This is a genomic window from Microbacterium sp. GW823-FHT02G05 (assembly GCF_058797175.1).
This window is the reverse complement of the sequence record NZ_JBXAJK010000001.1, coordinates 1,677,478-1,695,411: the sequence shown is the minus strand read 5'-3', so window position 1 is coordinate 1,695,411 and position 17,934 is coordinate 1,677,478. Positions and strand designations below refer to the sequence as shown.

15 protein-coding genes are annotated in these 17,934 nt (G+C 67.1%); 7 read left to right on the top strand and 8 right to left on the bottom strand.

Annotation, left to right across the window (positions count from 1 at the left end; all coding sequences use genetic code 11):
• Positions 1-6: 6 nt before the first annotated feature.
• The 4 genes from AC1REM_RS08275 to AC1REM_RS08260 form a co-directional block, all read right to left on the bottom strand.
• Complete coding sequence (locus tag AC1REM_RS08275; RefSeq protein WP_492514190.1) at positions 7-3,564, bottom strand: efflux RND transporter permease subunit; 3,558 nt, start codon at positions 3,562-3,564, stop codon at positions 7-9.
• 149 nt (positions 3,565-3,713) lie between these two features.
• On the bottom strand, positions 3,714-4,211 hold the full coding sequence (locus AC1REM_RS08270) for an HNH endonuclease (protein ID WP_204939374.1): 498 nt from the start codon (positions 4,209-4,211) through the stop codon (positions 3,714-3,716).
• Between the two features lie 308 nt (positions 4,212-4,519).
• The gene (locus AC1REM_RS08265) at positions 4,520-5,392 is read right to left on the bottom strand and encodes a M23 family metallopeptidase (protein WP_492514189.1); all 873 of its coding nucleotides are present in this window, start codon (positions 5,390-5,392) and stop codon (positions 4,520-4,522) included.
• A 250-nt stretch (positions 5,393-5,642) separates the two neighbouring features.
• Complete coding sequence (locus AC1REM_RS08260) at positions 5,643-6,350, bottom strand: iron-dependent transcriptional repressor DtxR (protein ID WP_204939373.1); 708 nt, start codon at positions 6,348-6,350, stop codon at positions 5,643-5,645.
• Positions 6,351-6,450: 100 nt separating this feature from the next.
• On the opposite strand from AC1REM_RS08260, the gene serC reads away from it, so the two are divergent.
• Positions 6,451-7,563: a phosphoserine transaminase gene (serC, locus tag AC1REM_RS08255; protein WP_492514188.1), complete on the top strand. Its 1,113-nt coding sequence runs from the start codon at positions 6,451-6,453 to the stop codon at positions 7,561-7,563.
• An 84-nt stretch (positions 7,564-7,647) separates the two neighbouring features.
• Here serC and AC1REM_RS08250 read toward each other — a convergent pair whose 3' ends face one another.
• On the bottom strand, positions 7,648-8,205 hold the full coding sequence (locus AC1REM_RS08250) for a DUF3027 domain-containing protein (RefSeq protein WP_492514187.1): 558 nt from the start codon (positions 8,203-8,205) through the stop codon (positions 7,648-7,650).
• A complete protein-coding gene (locus tag AC1REM_RS08245) occupies positions 8,189-8,569 on the bottom strand; it encodes a cold-shock protein (RefSeq protein ID WP_204939370.1) in 381 nt (126 codons plus the stop codon). Before AC1REM_RS08245 ends, AC1REM_RS08250 begins: the two co-directional genes overlap by 17 nt.
• A 114-nt stretch (positions 8,570-8,683) precedes the next feature.
• Between AC1REM_RS08245 and AC1REM_RS08240 the strand changes: the two genes are divergently transcribed.
• The 6 genes from AC1REM_RS08240 to AC1REM_RS08215 all read left to right on the top strand — a co-directional run bounded on the left by AC1REM_RS08240 (position 8,684) and on the right by AC1REM_RS08215 (position 15,462).
• Positions 8,684-8,959: a multidrug ABC transporter ATPase gene (locus AC1REM_RS08240; protein WP_204939369.1), complete on the top strand. Its 276-nt coding sequence runs from the start codon at positions 8,684-8,686 to the stop codon at positions 8,957-8,959.
• Between the two features lie 25 nt (positions 8,960-8,984).
• Positions 8,985-10,718, top strand: coding sequence for a helicase-associated domain-containing protein (locus AC1REM_RS08235; RefSeq protein ID WP_492514186.1), 1,734 nt, complete (start codon positions 8,985-8,987; stop codon positions 10,716-10,718).
• A 36-nt stretch (positions 10,719-10,754) separates the two neighbouring features.
• The gene (locus AC1REM_RS08230) at positions 10,755-12,398 is read left to right on the top strand and encodes a DNA repair helicase XPB (RefSeq protein WP_492514185.1); all 1,644 of its coding nucleotides are present in this window, start codon (positions 10,755-10,757) and stop codon (positions 12,396-12,398) included.
• Between the two features lie 253 nt (positions 12,399-12,651).
• Entirely contained in the window at positions 12,652-13,344 is a 693-nt protein-coding gene (locus AC1REM_RS08225) for a response regulator transcription factor (protein ID WP_204939366.1), read from the top strand.
• 2 nt (positions 13,345-13,346) lie between these two features.
• A complete protein-coding gene (locus AC1REM_RS08220; RefSeq protein ID WP_492514184.1) occupies positions 13,347-15,056 on the top strand; it encodes a sensor histidine kinase in 1,710 nt (569 codons plus the stop codon).
• A 118-nt stretch (positions 15,057-15,174) separates the two neighbouring features.
• Positions 15,175-15,462: a WXG100 family type VII secretion target gene (locus AC1REM_RS08215; protein ID WP_204939364.1), complete on the top strand. Its 288-nt coding sequence runs from the start codon at positions 15,175-15,177 to the stop codon at positions 15,460-15,462.
• Positions 15,463-15,553: 91 nt separating this feature from the next.
• On the opposite strand, the gene groL is transcribed toward AC1REM_RS08215, so the two are convergent.
• Both groL and AC1REM_RS08205 read right to left on the bottom strand, forming a co-directional pair.
• Positions 15,554-17,173: a chaperonin GroEL gene (groL, locus tag AC1REM_RS08210; RefSeq protein ID WP_492514183.1), complete on the bottom strand. Its 1,620-nt coding sequence runs from the start codon at positions 17,171-17,173 to the stop codon at positions 15,554-15,556.
• 130 nt (positions 17,174-17,303) lie between these two features.
• The gene (locus AC1REM_RS08205; protein ID WP_492514182.1) at positions 17,304-17,912 is read right to left on the bottom strand and encodes a LytR C-terminal domain-containing protein; all 609 of its coding nucleotides are present in this window, start codon (positions 17,910-17,912) and stop codon (positions 17,304-17,306) included.
• Between the last annotated feature and the right edge of the window lie 22 nt (positions 17,913-17,934).

Genomic DNA, 17,934 nt, shown 5'->3' with positions numbered 1-17,934 from the left:
GTACCGCTACGCCTCGAGCAGTTCCTCCATCTGTCCCTCGCTGTCGTGTTGCGCCCGCACCTGCCGTGCTTCTCGTCGCGCCCGACGGCGCTCGACGGCGCGGTCATGGCGTCGCTCAACGAATCCGTACAGAATCGGCACGAGGATGAGCGTCAGGAGCGTCGACGAGATGAGCCCGCCGATCACCACGATGGCAAGCGGCTTGGAGATGAACACCCCACCACCGGTGAGCCCCAGGGCCATGGGCACGAGCGCGAAGATCGTCGCGGCCGCCGTCATGAGGATCGGGCGCAGGCGCAGACGCGTGCCGTGCTCGATCGCCTCGTCCAGTGTGGCTCCGGCCGCGCGCAGGCGTCCCACGAGATCCATGAGCACGATCGCGTTCGTGACCACGATGCCGATCAGCATGAGCAGACCGATCATTGCCGGAAGGCCCAGTGCAGTATCGGTCAGAAGCAGACCGAGCAACGCGCCCGTGGCGGCGAACGGGATCGAGATCAGCAGCACCAGCGGGCCGCGGAAACTGCGGAACGTCGCCACCATCACGAGCAGCACGAGGAGGATGGCGGCGAGCATCGCGAGTCCCAGCTGAGCGAACGCCTCATCCTGATCAGCGCCGACGCCACCGACGACGAAGCTGACTCCCGCGGGAAGCTCGGCCTCCGCGATCGCGTCCTGCATTGCGGCATCCGCAGCGTCGAACGCCCCCTTCTTCGGTTCGATCGTGAGCTCGACCTGCCGCTCTCCGTTGGCCCGCGTGATCGTGGGCGCGGTCTTCTCCTCCGTCACCGTGGCGATCGCCGAAAGCGGGATCGGTGCGCCAGTGATGTCCATCGCCGCGCGCTGCTCCTGCGTGGCGGCGTCCTGTGCCGCGGCGGCATCGGATGCCTCGCGCTGCGCATCACGCAGGCTCGACATCTGCGTGTCGATGCCCGCGATCCCGTCCTGCATTCCCGCGATCGCCCCCTGCAGGGCCGCCAGTTGCTCCGCGCGCTCCTGGTGCGCGCGCGCCACGGCCTCCTCGTCCAGGTCGTCATACGGGGCCGGCACGATCGGAGCGGCCGCAAGCGCCTGCAACTGCGCGTTCAGCTCCTGAGACTGGCTCACCAGCTGGGCGCGCTGGTCGGCGGCATCCGAGATCTGCGAGTTCAGCTGCGATTCGGCTTTGCTGCGCGCCTGCGCCATCTCCGCCTCTGCCTTTGCCGTCAGCTGGTCCTGTGCGACCTTTCGCGCCTCCGCGGTCTGCTGCGGTGTCACCGGCAGCATGAGCGTGCTCAACGCGTCTGCGGTGTTCTCCATGCCTGGCGTGCGGACGAGGATCGCGTGCTCGCGCCCATCGAGGACGATCTGTCCCACGGTCTGGCCTTCGAGCGCGGCGTGGATCGTCCGTGCGATGCTGCCCGGATCGAAGCCGAGGCGAGCCGCCAGCATCTTGTCGAGCTGCACCCGCACGACCGTCTGCTCCCCCTTGGCATCGCTGCGAACCGACTGCACGCCGTCCGCATCCGCGAGGCGCTTCTGCAGCTGGTCGCTCGCCTCGGCGAGCGCATCCGCGTCATTGCCGCGGATCTGGAGGGTCATCGCCCCACCGGCGGCGAAGGAGTCCTGTGTGACGACCTGCACGTCGCCCGCATTCTTCACGCCCTTCAGTGCCTTGTCGACATCGCCGCGGACCTGCTCGGCCGTCGCGCCCTTGGCCAGCATCACGTCGTAGGTGATGTTCATACGCTCACCGGACTTGGCGACAGGGATGGCGGTGATCACATCGCGCACACCCTTCACCTCCGCAAGCGCCCGCTCGACCGGCTCGACGACCTCCAGCGGATCCGCCTTCGCGTCCGTCGGCGGCGTCTGCACCAACTGCAGGGTCTCAGCCCCGGACGAGCCGAGGAAGTCAGTGCGGAGAAGGGAACTCATGCCGAGTGTGGCGACGAGGATCACGCTCGCCGCTGCCACGGTGATGACCGGATGGCGTCGCGTCGCCGCGAGCGCAGGCATCAACGCCCCCTGCAGACGATCCGGTCGCGTGTGGATCTCAGCGAGGTCGTCCTCGTGCTCAGCGGATGCCGCAGCGTCCTCGCCCGCCGCGCCGTGCGCCGGGCGGTTGCGGAGGAACCAGTACGCGAGGACGGGCACCACGGTGAGAGCGACGAGCAGAGACGCCAGCAGTGCGATCGTCACGGTGATGGCGAACGGCCGGAAGAGCTGACCGGTGATCCCCGAGACGAGTGCGATGGGCGCGAAGACCGCGACGGTCGTGAGAGTGGACGCCGTGATCGCTCCGGCGACCTGGCGCACGGATGCGACGACGCCCTCGATCGTGAGTGGCCCGCTGCCGCGGCGGCGCGTGATGTTCTCGATCACCACGATCGAGTCGTCCACGACGCGCCCGATCGCGATCGTGAGTGCGCCGAGCGTGAGCACATTGAGCGTGTTGCCGCTCCACAGCAGCCCGATCAGCGTGATCAGCAGCGAGAGCGGAATCGACACGGCCGCGATGATCGTCGAACGCCACGAACCCAGGAACGCGAGAATCACCAGCACGGCGCAGATGAGGCCGAGCCCGCCCTCCACCGAGAGGTCCTTGATCGACTGCTCGATGTACGGGGCCTGATCGAACACCGTCACGAAGTCAGCACGCAGCGTCGGCGCGAGTCGATCCAGCTCCGCGTTGACACCGTGCGAGATGTCGACGACGTTCGCTCCCTGTGCGGGCAGGATCTGCAGCGTGAGCGCGCTCTTGCCGTTGACACGCGACAGGCTCCCCTGCGGAACCGTCTCAAGGACGACATCGGCGAAATCCGCCATTGCCACGACGCCGTCCGCGGTAGCGATCGGCAGCGCCTGGATGTCTTCCACGGAGGCCAGACCCTGCCCGACCGTCACCGACACCTTGCCATCCGCGCCGGCGACCTCGCCAGCCGAGGCTGTGGCCCCGAAGGCCTGCAGCGCGGCGGGAATCCCCGCCGGCTCCACCTTGAGGCGGGAGACATCCGCGGCACGCAGCGCGATCACGATCCGCTGTTCGTCGCGACCCGCGACCTCGACGCGCTGCACGCCGGCCACGCCCTGCAGCGCTGGCACGACCGTGGTCTGGATCGTCTCGCCGAACGCCGGGTCGTCCTTCGTGCTCGCGACGCTGACCACCATCGCGGGCATGCCGTCCATTCCTCCCGAGAGGACCTGCGATTCGCTGCCGGTCGGCAGCACCGGCTTCAACGCGTCGACTGTGCTTCGCAGTGTGCGCAGGGTCTCCTCGTCGTCCTTGCCGAACGCCCATTCGACCTGGATCAGGCTGCTTCCCGCGCTCGTCGTCGAGGTGACGTTCTTCACTCCGGGGACCGTCATGAGCGCCTTCTCCGCGGGCTCGGTCACGCTGCGCGACATCTCCGCGGAACTCAGCCCGTCGGAGGTGAACGACACAGCCGCCATCGGCACCGTCATCGATGGCATGAGCTCTTGTTTGAGGGCTCCCATCGAGATCAGTCCGAAGAGAGCGACGGCGGCGGTGAGGAGCGCGACGAGAAGGCGATTCTTCACGCTGGCACGGGTGAGAGACGTCATGGGGGCCTTTGCGGTCAACTGACGGGAAGAGGGACCCTTCCAGTGTTTCCGGCACCCCGCCTGACGCGCTTCCCCCTACGGGACCATTCGCCTGTCATCCTTTGGACGGACGGCACGACCCGAGCATCGGCCTTCCGGCCAGAATGCCCCTAGGCTGCGAGCCCCAGGTACGGTGCCCACTGCGGGTCACCGCGCTCGGTACCGCGCACCGTCCAGGCGGCGCCGTGCGGGGCACGTGGTGCCATCCGCAGCTCCCACCCCATCTCCTGGGGCGTCCTGTCGCTCTTGGTGTTGTTGCACCGAAGGCAGCAGGCGACCAGATTCTCCCAGGAGTCCTGCCCACCGCGCGAGCGCGGCAGCACATGATCGATGGTCGATGCCGGCTTCGCGCAGTACCCACATCGGTGATTGTCGCGCCGCAGCACCCCTCGTCGCGTCACCGGGACCCGTCTCGCCTGCGGAATGCGCACGTAGCGGGTCAGGAGAATCACCGCGGGACGCTCGTACACCGCGCGTGTGGTCCAGACCGGATCGCCGATGACGCTTTCGATCACCGACGCCTTCTCATTCATGACGAGAACGAGCGCGCGCTTGAACGACACGATCGCGAGGGGCTCATAGCCCGCGTTGAGCACGAGTGTGCGCATCCTGCATCCCTTCGATCCGCCGGGACGGCTTCCCGGCACTCTCGACTTCTCTGCCGCCGCGCAGCGCGGAGGGACGTGCAGGGACGAAAAAAGGCGCTGTCTCTAAGACAGCGCCTTTCTGCACGGTGACACCGTGAAAGTCCTGCATGCAATGCTGCAGAGCGAAGTGTCCGAGTGCATCCGTGGTTCGGATGCCCGGTATTCGCTCCATCAGCTTCCTCCGTCCTGACGACGACGGAATCAGGCTAGCTCATCCTCGTGGGAGATGGATGAATCTGAGATGAACGTGTCCGCCTAAACCGGGAGGATCAGCCGGCGTTGGCGGCGAGCCAGGAAGCCGGGTCGACGATGCCGTCGCCGATGTGCACCTCGAAGTGCAGGTGCGAACCATAGGAGTTGCCGGTGTTGCCGACGACTCCGATGAGCTGACCCGCGGAGACGGTCTCTCCGGCGTTGACAAGGCGGCTGCCGTAGTCCATGTGACCGTAGAGCGTCGAGACCGACTGTCCGCCGATGACGTGGTCGATCACGATCGCGACACCGTAGCCGTAGTAGCCCTCGCTCGACACGCGAACGACGCCGGAAGCGGCAGCGAACATCGGGGTTCCGGTCGGGGCGAGCATGTCCCAGCCCTGGTGTCCGCGGCCCGAGCCCGGGCCCTCTCCGGACGTGAAGGATCCCTGAGCGAGCGGGTACCGGACCTCACCCGAGCCGGGAGCGACCATCGACAGATCGATGCCGGCAAGAGAGGCTCCGCCGGAGCTGGCCACGGCGGCCGCACGGGCGGCTGCGGCCGCTTCTGCCTTCGCCTTCTCGATCTCTTCTGGGGTGGTGGCGCTGAACGTGCCCATGTCGAGGGGAGCGGCCGTGGCCTCGGAAGCGACGACGATGGACTGGGCGTCCTCGGCCGCGAGCTGCTGCAGTGTTGCGGGAGCGGCATCGCTCGGCTTGCTGGCCGCGAAGGCCGGCAGGGCGATGGCCGTGACGAGAGCGCCGACGGCACCGAAGATCGCGATCGAGCGCAAGGGCTTGACCAGCGAACGACCGCTCGGACGCGACGTCTTCGTCTCACGCAGGATGGCCACGCCCTTGGCGCGACCCCGACGGGTGACTCCGTGGTTCTGCGTGTTCTCGATATTCGGGTTGTCGTCGTTCTCGGGCGTTGCGATCTCTACAGCCAAAGCTGGTCCTCCAGCACCTCAGCGCTCGGGTGGCGCAGGCTCGTCACTCGTTTCTCTGGGCACGCGTGATCTTCGGGCACGATGTGCGTTGGTCTCCGTAATGATGACGAGCCGGTGAGGCAACCATCACGGTGATCATCAACTGGCTTCTCGCTGATGACGGTTTGACGTTACCGGAAGATAACGTTTATGTCACCCTCAGAACCTGACAATCCGCGCAGAACACCGAAAATCCGCGGAATTGCGCGGATTATTGGGCGTCGGGAATCGCCACGAGGAAGATGTGCGAAGCGAGCTCAACGGGAAGTTCGAGGCCCTCGTCCTGGCCGTCCATCTCGATCAGCACGTAGCCCTCGCTGAAGCGGTATGAGCCGTGGGCACCGGGAACGACGCCGGCCTCGCGCAGCTGCTGCAGCAGTTCGGGATCGACCTGCGCAGGCTCGGCGAGGCGTCGAACAGTCCCCTCGATGGGTCCGTCCGCGTCCTTGAGCTTCACCACGAGACCGACGACACCCTCATCGAACGTGCGGGCGGTGGCGCTGCCCAGCTGGTCGAGACCGGGGATCGGGTTGCCGTACGGCGACTCCGTGGGGTGGCCGAGCAGCTCGATGAGGCGCAGTTCCACCTGCTCACTCATGACGTGCTCCCAGCGGCAGGCCTCTTCGTGCACGAACGCCCAGTCGAGGCCGATGACGTCAGAGAGCAGGCGTTCGGCGAGACGGTGCTTGCGCATGACGTCGACGGCCTTGCGGCGACCGGCATCCGTCAGCTCCAGCGTGCGATCCTCGGATACGACGACGAGTCCGTCGCGCTCCATGCGGCCCACCGTCTGCGAGACCGTGGGCCCCGAGTGGCCGAGTCGCTCGGAGATCCGCGCGCGCAGCGGAATGATGTTCTCCTCCTCGAGCTCGAGGATGGTGCGGAGGTACATCTCCGTGGTGTCGATCAGATCGGTCATCGCGTTCTCCTAGTCACGGGCTTAGGCAAGCCTACATTCTGTGTCGCCTCCGGAGGCGCGCGCGGCGGAACGGCCCGTCGCGCTCCCCTAGAATCAACCCATGGCGATCGAGATTCCCCGCGAACTTCTGCCCGTCGACGGCCGTTTCGGCTGCGGTCCTTCGAAGGTGCGCCCGGCGCAGGTCGAAGCCCTGGCTGCCGTGGGCTTGTCCCTGCTGGGCACGTCCCACCGGCAGGCGCCGGTGAAGAACCTGGTGGGAAGCGTGCGCGAGGGGTTCTCGTCGCTGTTTCAGCTTCCCGACGGCTATGAGGTCGTGCTCGGTAACGGCGGCTCGACGGCGTTCTGGGATGCGGCATCCTTCGGGCTGATCGAGCAGCGCAGCCAGAACCTCGTCTTCGGAGAGTTCGGCGGCAAGTTCGCGAAGGCGGCTGCTGCCCCGTGGCTGACGGCGCCGGATGTGCGCTCCGCCGAGCCCGGCTCCCTGATCGATGCCGAGGTCGTCGAGGGCGTCGACGTGTACGCGTGGCCGCACAACGAGACCTCCACCGGTGTCGCAGCTCCCATCCGCCGCGTGGCCGCGGATGGCGCACTGACGGTGATCGACGCGACCAGCGCCGCCGGTGGCATCGACTTCGACGCCACCGAGACGGACGTCTACTACTTCGCCCCCCAGAAGAACCTCGGCTCGGACGGCGGGCTGTGGTTCGCGGCCGTCTCCCCCGCCGCGATCGAGCGCATCGAGCGCATCGCCGCGAGCGACCGCTACATCCCCGAGTTCCTCAGCCTGAAGCAGGCGCTCGACAACTCACGGCTCAACCAGACGCTGAACACGCCCGCCCTCACGACCCTGCACCTGCTCGACAGCCAGCTGCAGTGGATCAACGACAACGGCGGACTCTCCTGGGCGGCATCGCGCACAGCAGAGTCCTCGCAGGCGCTCTACGACTGGGCTGAGGCTTCATCGATCGCGACGCCTTTCGTCGCGGATCCCACGCACCGCTCGCAGGTCGTCGTCACGATCGACTTCGACGATTCGGTGGATGCTGCCGCGATCGCCGCGACGCTGCGCGCCAACGGCATCGTCGACACCGAGCCGTACCGCAAGCTCGGCCGCAATCAGCTGCGGATCGCCACGTTCGTCTCGGTCGAGCCCGACGATGTGCGCCAGCTCATCCGCTCCCTCGACTACGTGATCGAGAACAGCGGGTCCTGAACACAGAACTGCCCCGCACGGTGATCCGTGCGGGGCAGTTCTCTCCGAAGGCGGCTTCTGTGCAGTGAAGCCGCCTTCGTGCTGTCATTCTTCTTCGTCCGCGTCGCGGTCGTCGTCATCCGAGTCGTCGTCATCCGAGTCGTCATCGAGCTCATCGATATCGACTCCGTCGACGTCACCGGCGTGCAGCTGACGCTCGTCGTGATCTTCGAGGAAGTCCTCGTCACCCAGGTCGACGTCATCGAGGTCGGCCTCATCGTCATCCGAGTCGTCATCGGACTCGCCATCGGCTTCAGCCGCCTTGGCCTGTGCGGCAAGCTCGGCGGCGTGGGCGCGGTACTCGGCGAGTCGCTCCGCCCACGGCACCCACTCGGGCGCGACCAGTGCGCCGTCACCGGGCAGCAGCTCCGCTTCGAGAACCGTCGGCTCTTCTCCCTCGACGCGCGCGACAGTGACGGTCCAGAACCAACCGGGATAACCGGGCAGTCGGTTCTCGAACCGCAGCGACACCGAGCCGTCGTCCTCGAGGAGGTAGCCCGCGGGCGGCCCCACCGTCGTCGCGGGCGTGATCTCGTGCAGCGCTGCGAGCGCGAGATCACGCGCGTTGATCAGACGCTCGTCGGCGTCAGGCGTCGAGGTCATCAGCAACCTTCCGCAGCACGGCTGCGATCTTGTGTCCCTGACTCGACGAGGGGTAGCGGCCGCGGCGCATGTCGCCGCCGATCGTGTCGAGGAGCTTCACGAGATCTTCGATGATGATCGCCATATCATCGGCGGACTTGCGCTTCGCCTTCGCGAGGCTCGGCGGAGCGTCCAGCACGCGCACGGACAGCGCCTGGAGTCCGCGTTTGCCGTCGGCGACGCCGAATTCCACCCGAGCGCCCTGCTTGACAGTGGCGCCGGCGGGGAGGGCAGAGGCGTGCAGGAAGACGTCCTGGCCTTCATCGGAGGCGATGAAGCCGAACCCCTTCTCGTCGTCGTAGAACCTGACCTTGCCGGTGGGCATGGAGAACCTCGCTGGATGTGCAATCGACCCGAGGGCCGAGGTGGAAAACAGAGTGCGGATGCCGGGCATGCGCGTATCCAGCCTACCGCCCGGGGAGCGACTAGGCTGGGAGGGATGAGCGCCCCGAAGAACTCCCCTGAGGTTCCGATCCGTCGGCTCGACCGATTCCTGGCTGTGACGGCACTGGGCCTTGCCACGGCGGCTGTGCTCTGCTTCTTCACGATCATCATCGCCTCCGCGATGGGAATGTCCCAGGAGGACTTCTCCGTCGGCATGTGGCCGCTCGTCGGGGCCATCCCGCTCTGGGGCCTCCCGCTGGCCATGGTCATGATCCTGACTCTCCTCATCACGAGCTTCGTCCGGAGAGGACGCGCGGCGCGACGCTCCTGACGGAGCCCGTCGAGCACGTCACTCCATGAGCACGCACGCGCGCCCCCTGGCCGACTGGCTTGCCGCGCAGAGCGATGATGCCCTCGCCGTGCTCTTCGCCCGTCGCGGTATCTCGACGCAGGTCTCGTGGCATGATTTCTTCGATGCGGCGGAGTCTCTGCTGGAACCCGCCTCGATCGAGCGGTTCCTCCCCCGTCTGACCCGCGCGGAGGCACAGGCGCTGCTTGAGTCGTCATTCTCACAGACCACCCCAGACTCACGGGCCGACGCAGACGACCTTCTCGCAGACACAGCCCTCCTGCGCAGCGACGGCACTCCCTACCCCGAGGTCGCCGACGCTCTCGCGACCCGCCAGCTCGAGCCCGCCGCGGCTGCGGAGCATACGGTGAAGTCGTCGACCGACATCGATGCCGCCCGTGCCGCCGAGCGCGCCTTCACGGTGGTCCTCGCTCTCGCCGATGTCCTGCTCACGGCCGCAGAGACACCACTTGCCCTGCTCAGCACCGGCGCACTCAGCGCGACGGAGCGCAGGCGGCTCGCGGAGCGGAGCATCCTGGACGATACGGCCGATCTGGATGCGCTCATCTCCTTCGCGCTTGACGCGGGTCTGCTGCACGCCTCTGACCGCACGCTGAACCTCACCGCTCGAGGTGACAGATGGCTTCGCCTGCCCGGCATCGAACGATGGGCCGCTCTCGCCGAGAGCTTCCGCACGCGCCTCGCTCCCGCCCTTCGCACGTCGAGCGGCGGATGGATCGCCCCCTCTCTGTGGGCCAATGCCCATCCGTGGGATCCGGACTGGCCTGCGATCAGCGCCGAGCTCGAGCATCGCGCCGCTCTCCTCGGTCTGACGACCGCGTCAGGCGAGCCCGCGTGGGCACGGCCCCTGCGCCTCTCAGGAACCGCCGACGTGGACGCCCTGCGGACGCTGCTTCCCGTCGAGGTCGATCGCATCTTCCTGCAGAACGATCTGACGGCGATCGCTCCGGGGCCGCTGGTTCCGGCAATGGACCTCCGCCTGCGCCGCCTCGCGCACCGCGAGTCGGCGACACAGGCCTCGTCGTACCGCTTCACCGCCGAGTCTCTGACACTCGCCTTCGCCGAGGGCGAGACCGAAGAGAGCGTGCTGGCGTTCCTGGGTCAGATCTCGCTCACCGGCGTCCCGCAGCCGCTGCGCTACCTGGTCGCGCAATCCGCGCAGCGCCACGGGCTCATCCGCGTGGCCACGGATCCCGACACGGGGCGCACCACGGTCGCGAGCTCCGATCCGCACCTCATCGACACGATGGGCGTCGATCAGAGCCTGCGGCCGCTCGGACTCGTCCGCGAAGACGATCACCTCACGACCAAGGTCGGGCGCGACACGGTCTTCTGGGCGCTGACCGACGCGCGCTATCCGGCATCCGCGGTCGACGCCGAAGGAAACGACACGCGCGCACTGCGCACGCGGGTCACCGAGACACCTTCCCCCGACTCACCCGGCCCCGATGAGCGCTTCGCAGAGCTCATCGCGCGGCTGCGGGCCGCACAGGGTGCGGATGCGGATGCGGCCTGGCTCGATCGCGAGCTCGAGAACGCCGTGCGACGCCGCGCAGCACTCATCGTCGAAGTCGGCATGCCGGACGGGACCACGCGCGAGCTCACGCTCGAAGTCACCGGCCTCGGCGGCGGTCGCCTGCGAGGCCGTGACCGCGCAGCCGACGTCGAGCGCACACTGCCGGTGCGCAGCATCCGATCCACACGACCTGCGGAAGACTGACGCCTTCCCCGACGGAGGCACGTAGAATGGTGGGCTATGTCTGATGGCCCCCTGATCGTCCAGAGCGACCGCACCGTGCTGCTCGAAGTGGCACACGCGGACGCGGAGTCCGCACGCCACGAGCTGGCGATCTTCGCCGAGCTCGAACGGGCACCCGAGCACATCCACACCTACCGCGTCACTCGCCTCGGTCTGTGGAACGCGCGAGCGGCAGGCCACACGGCGGACGACATGCTCGACACCCTGGATCGCTGGTCCCGGTTCCCCGTGCCGCCGAGCGTCTCAATGGACATCCGCGAGACCGTCGACCGCTATGGCCGGCTCGTGATCGAACGCGACGACGAGGGAACGCTCATCCTGCGCTCGTCCGACCCGGCGGTGCTGACGCAGGTCGCACACAACAAGCGCATCTCGCCGTTGCTCATCGGCCACCCGAGCCCCGAGACCTACGTCATCGACGCGTGGGCGCGCGGCCAGATCAAGCAGGAGCTGCTGAAGATCGGCTGGCCCGCGGAGGACCTCGCCGGCTACACCCCCGGCACGCCGCACGACATCGACCTGGCCGAGTCCGGCTGGGAGATGCGCCCGTACCAGCGCCAGGCCGTCGAGGCGTTCGCCAAGGACGGCTCTGGTGTCGTCGTGCTCCCCTGTGGTGCCGGCAAGACCATCGTCGGTGCGGGCGCCATGGCTGCCACGAAGACGACGACGCTGATCCTCGTCACGAACACCGTGTCTGCCCGCCAGTGGCGCGACGAACTCCTCAAGCGCACCTCACTCACCCCCGAGGAGATCGGCGAGTACTCCGGCCAGGCGAAAGAGGTCAAGCCTGTCACGATCGCGACCTACCAGATCCTCACCGCCAAGCGGAAGGGCGCCTATGCGCACCTGGCGCTCCTGGACGCGCTCGACTGGGGTCTCATCGTGTACGACGAGGTGCACCTGCTGCCCGCGCCCGTCTTCAAGCTCACGGCAGACCTGCAGGCGCGTCGCCGCGTCGGCCTCACCGCCACGCTCGTGCGTGAAGACGGCCGCGAGGGCGACGTCTTCAGCCTCATCGGACCGAAGCGCTTCGACGCCCCCTGGAAGCAGATCGAGGCACAGGGGTACATCTCTCCCGCCGCCTGCTTCGAGGTGCGCGTGGACCTGCCGCCGGACGCGCGCATGGAGTATGCGGCCGCGACCGACGACGAGCGCTATCGCCTCGCCGCATCCGCCCCGCAGAAGATCGGAGCTGTGCGCGATCTCATCGCCAAGCACCCCGGCGAGCGGGTGCTCGTGATCGGCCAGTACCTCGACCAGCTCGACGCGCTGTCCGAAGCTCTGAACGCACCGCAGATCACCGGCGCGACGCCCGTCGACGAACGAGAAGAGCTGTACCAGCAGTTCCGTGACGGCGAGATCGAACTGCTCGTGGTGTCGAAGGTCGCGAACTTCTCGATCGACCTCCCCGAGGCATCCGTCGCCATCCAGGTGTCGGGTTCCTTCGGTTCCCGACAGGAGGAGGCTCAGCGACTGGGACGACTCCTGCGACCCAAGCAGTCCGGGCACACCGCGAGCTTCTACACGCTCATCGCACGCGACACGGTCGACCAGGACTACGCGCAGAACCGACAGCGCTTCCTCGCGGAGCAGGGCTACAGCTACACGATCATGGACGCCGACGAGCTCATCTCGGTGTAGCCTCCACGCCCGGCTTCATCCCGCACCGCCAGCACGGGCTGGTGCGGTCATCGAGCATCGCGCCGCACTCGGGGCACACGTGCGACAACCAGCATGCCGAGGAGCCGATGTCGTCATCCATGCGCTGGATGCTACTCCCACGGGCGTGTCGACTCGCCCTCATCGCCCCGGCACGCCCCTCCGGAAGTGATGGATTCGCGCAACGTCACACAGAGTTCAGCCGTTACAGGGCGGAAGTCACCATAATGGGGTCATGACTGAAGCGCGCATCCTGGTCGTCGACGACGAGCCCAACATCCGCGACCTGCTCTCCACGGGCCTGAGCTTTGCCGGATTCACGGTGAAGACGGTCGGCAACGGCGCGGCCACGATCTCGGCCGTCCTCGAAGAAGAACCCGACCTCATCATCCTCGATGTCATGCTGCCCGACATGAACGGCTTCAGCGTGACCAAGCGTCTCCGGGGCGCGGGCTTCACCGCCCCCATCCTGTTCCTCACCGCGAAGGACGACACAGAAGACAAGATCGAGGGCCTCAACGCCGGCGGCGACGACTACGTCACCAAGCCGTTCAGCCTCGACGAGATCGTCGCGCGCGCACAGGCGATTCTTCGTCGCACGATGCAGGCCGACGAAGAGTCGATGATCCGCGCAGGTGAGCTCTCCATGGATCAGGACACGCACGACGTGCAGGTCGGGTCGACGTCGATCGAGCTGAGCCCGACGGAATTCAAGCTGCTTCGCTATCTGATGCTGAACCCGAACCGGGTGCTTTCGAAGGCGCAGATCCTCGACCACGTCTGGGAGTACGACTTCAACGGTGACGCCGGCATCGTCGAGAGCTACATCTCCTACCTCCGTCGCAAGATCGACCCGCACACGGAAGAGCCGGTCATCCAGACCAAGCGCGGCTTCGGCTACATGCTCAAGGTGGGCAAGTCAGCCTGAGCATGTCCTCTCAGCCCGATGCCGTCACCCGCTGGTGGCGGCGCATCAGCCTCCGTGCGAAGGTCACCGGCGTCACGGTCGCTGTTCTCGCCCTTGGGCTGATCGTCACGGGAATCGGCACCGTGCCGATCCTGCGCTCGTCTCTCATCAACAACGTGGAGACGCAGGTCGCGTCGATCGCCGCCGGTGATCGCGCGGAGCGCTTCTTCACGATCGAAGGCGACGGCGCTGGCGGCCTCACCGCCACGGCGTCTCCGAACGCACCGCGGTTCGCTGACGACTTCGTCGCCATCTACGACGCGCAGGGAGTGCTCAGGGCGACCGCCGGCGGGCCCGCGGGCGCCGAATCGCCGATCTTCCCGACGACGTACACGCTCGCGCAGGCGAGCGTCGATGCCGAACGCGGCAAGATCCATGTGCTCGAGGGCACGGACGGGACCGAGTTCCGCGCGGCAGTGGCAGTTCGGGAGACACTGGGCTCGAATGTCACGTACACGCAGATGTCCGCGATGTCGCTGACCGAGGTCGACCACATCATCGGCACCTACTTCGGGGTGTTCACGACGATCGCACTCATCACGATCCTTGTGGCGGCTCTACTCACTCGCGGGCTGGTGACGCTCACATTCCGCCGTCTGGGTCAGGTCGAATCCACCGCGATGTCGATCGCAGCGGGTGACTTCAGCCAGCGCCTGACCGACCTCGAACCCACAACGGAGGTGGGGCGCCTCAACGCCGCGATCAACACGATGCTCGACAGGCTGGATCGCTCGATCGCGCAACGCGAGCGGACAGTGCAGCACATGCGCCGATTCATCGGCGACGCCAGTCACGAACTGCGCACCCCGCTCGTGAGCGTGCGCGGCTATGCGGAGCTGTACCGGATGGGCGCGATTCGCGGTGAGGAGGACACGGCCCGAGCGATGGAGCGCATCGAGAAGGAGGCCGTGCGAATGGGCGTCCTCGTCGAAGACCTCCTGGCACTCGCGCGTCTCGACGAACAGCGTCCCCTCACGATCGCTCCGCTCGATCTGCGGCCGCTGGCCAATGATGCGGCCCTCGATGTCCGGGCCGCCTCGCCCGGACGCATCGTGACGGTGATCGACACGACAGCCGACACCGCGCCTCCGCCGCCCTCAGACCCCGTGCTGAGCCCGGAGCGCCCCGCCGGCCCCATCCCGCCGCGTGGGCGCCCCGGCAATGCGCTCGGCCGTCTCCTGCGTCGTCCACGTGAGGCTCCCGCCGTTCCGACGATCGACTTCTCGGAGGCTGAGGTCGTGCCGGTGCTGACGCCGCCGATCATCCTCGGCGAGGAGAACAAGGTGCGTCAGGTGATCGCGAACCTGCTCGGCAATGCCCGCCGGTTCTCTCCCGAGGAGTCGCCGATCGAGATCGTTCTCGGCGCGGACCGTCGCGCTGGCATCGGCTGGGTCTCGGTCGTCGACCACGGCGAGGGCATCCCGGAGCAGATTCGTGAGCAGATCTTCCAGCGCTTCTGGCGTGCGGACAACTCCCGAGCCCGCGAGACGGGCGGCTCGGGTCTGGGCCTGGCGATCGTCGCATCGATCGTGCACGCCCTGAACGGCTCCGTGCAGGTCGATGAGACCCCCGGCGGAGGTGCGACCTTCCGGGTCTCGTTCCCGCTGGCACCGCTCGCGACGGCGAGCCATCTCTACGAAGACACCCAGCCGCTGGCACCGCTCACCCGCTGACGGCGATCCGTTTCCTGCACAGCACGCGTTCCGTGGAGACTCTGCACGACTGCCGTGCGCACCACGGGCGCCGCAGAATGACATCCGTAGCGTCGAGGTACTCGCGAAAGGAGCACTCATGACCGTCTTCACCGTCGACACCGATGCCGTCATCGCCACCACCAACTCGGTGCGAGGCACCTCCGACCGGATGCAGGCCGAATCCACCGCCATGATGGCGCAGCTCACACAGCTGCAGAGTTCCTGGACCGGAACCGCCGCCAACGCCTTCCAGGCGTGCGTCGAAGAGTGGCGAGGCGCGCAGGCGCACCTGGAGCAGGCGCTCGCCTCGATCAGCGTGGCGATGGCGAATGCGGCCACGCAGTATGCCGATGCCGACCAGTACTCCGCGGGTCTCTTCCGCTGACGAATGGTGCGGCGCTCGCCGCGCGAACGGAGAAGGGCCCCGGCGCAGTGCCGGGGCCCTTCTCGTGTTCAGACCGTGGGTCTCTTCAGACTCAGAAGTCCATGCCACCCGTCGGGTCGCCCATCGGAGCGGCGGCCTTCTCGGGCTTGTCGGCGACGACGACCTCGGTCGTCAGGAACAGCGCAGCAATCGACGCCGCGTTCTGCAGAGCCGAACGCGTGACCTTCGCCGGGTCGATGATGCCCTGTGCGAAGAGGTCGCCGTACTCGCCCGTGGCCGCGTTGAGGCCGTGGCCGGCGGGAAGCGATGCCACCTTGTGTGCGACGACACCCGGCTCGAGACCGGCGTTCAGCGCGATCTGCTTGAGCGGAGCCTCGATGGCAACGCGAACGATGTTCGCGCCCGTGGCCTCGTCACCCGTGAGCTCCAGCGCGTCCAGCGCCTTGGTGCCCGACTGGATGAGCGCGACGCCACCGCCGGGGACGATGCCCTCTTCAACTGCTGCCTTCGCGTTGCGGACGGCGTCCTCGATGCGGTGCTTGCGCTCCTTGAGCTCGACCTCGGTGGCCGCGCCCGCCTTGATGACGGCGACGCCACCGGCGAGCTTCGCGAGGCGCTCCTGGAGCTTCTCGCGGTCGTAGTCGCTGTCGGTGTTGTCGATCTCGCGGCGGATCTGGGTCACACGACCCTCGATCTGGTCGGCGTCACCGGCGCCCTCGACGATGGTGGTCTCGTCCTTGGTGATGATGACCTTGCGTGCACGACCGAGCAGGTCGAGCGTGGCGTTCTCGAGCTTGAGGCCGACCTCTTCGGTGATGACCTGGCCACCCGTGAGGATCGCGATGTCCTGCAGCTGCGCCTTGCGACGGTCGCCGAAGCCGGGAGCCTTGACGGCAGCCGACTTGAAGATGCCCTTGAGCTTGTTGAGCACGAGCGTCGCGAGAGCTTCGCCCTCGACGTCCTCCGCGATGATGACGAGCTCCTTGCCGTCCTGGATCACCTTGTCGACGACAGGCAGAAGGTCCTTGATGTTGGAGATCTTCTGGTTTGCGATCAGGATGTACGGGTCTTCGAAGACCGCTTCCTGACGCTCGGGGTCGGTGACGAAGTAGGGGTTCAGGTAGCCCTTGTCGAAGCGCATGCCCTCGGTGAGCTCGAGCTCGGTGCCGAAGGTCTGCGACTCCTCGACGGTGACGACGCCTTCCTTACCGACCTTGTCAATCGCCTCGGCGATGAGCTCGCCGATCGCGGCGTCTGCCGCGGAGATCGATGCGGTCGCGGCGATCTGCTCCTTCGACTCGATCTCCTTCGCGCTGGCGAGGAGCTCGGCCGTGATGGCGGCGACAGCCTTCTCGATTCCGCGCTTGATCGAGATGGGGTCGGCGCCGGCTGCAACGTTACGCAGTCCTTCGCGCACGAGCGCCTGAGCGAGAACGGTCGCCGTGGTCGTACCGTCACCGGCGACGTCATCGGTCTTCTTCGCGACCTCCTTGACGAGCTCCGCACCGATCTTCTCGTACGGGTCGTCGAGCTCGATCTCCTTGGCGATCGAAACACCGTCGTTCGTGATCGTGGGGGCGCCCCACTTCTTCTCGAGAACGACGTTGCGGCCACGCGGGCCGAGCGTCACCTTGACAGCGTCAGCCAGAATGTTCAGGCCGCGCTCGAGGCCGCGACGGGCCTCCTCATCGAAAGCGATGATCTTTGCCATGAGTCTTGTCGTCCCTCCTGGACGTGGAAGTTGAGGATTTAGCACTCACTGATAGCGAGTGCTAATGCCATTCTGGCACTCGACCCTACCGAGTGCAAGCCAACTCCGCTCCTGGCGAAACGGGACGGGACTACTCCGCCGGGGCGTCCTCCGGCGCGTCCTCCGGCGCGTCTTCCGGAGCGTCCGCGGGTGCCTCGGGCGCCCGATCCAGTCCGATCACGACCGTCAGCTGCTTGCCGCCCTCGGCGACATCACCCGCATGGACATCACTCTGCGCAACCGGCACTCCCCCGAGGACCTCGGCAAGTCCGAGCGCCGCAGGGCGGTCTGCATCGGCGACGTAGTAGATCGTCGTCGTCGCGAAGTCCTGGGCGTTCGCGTCTCCCGCGATGACCGCGGCCGCGGGCCATCCGGCATTCACGATCGTGTCGCGAGTCGTCGCTGCCAGGTTCGGCGTCGTGGTCGCATTCAGCACCAAGACGGAGTACGTCGTATCGACGACGCCGGTCTCCTTCGGCTGCGGCGCCACGGTCTCGACCGCCTGCGGAAACAGCGATACCTTGCCCATGACGATCATCGCTCCGAAGATTCCGGCGACGACGAGGACGAGGACGGCGACCGCCGACCACAGCAGGACGACAGCGCCGTTCATGCCGGGGTTCTCGGCGCGGTGCGCTCCTACGCGTCCCTGCGTACGCGGGACATCATCGAATCGATCACGAATTACGGGTGCTGGCACCCCTCGATGCTATCCGCACCGA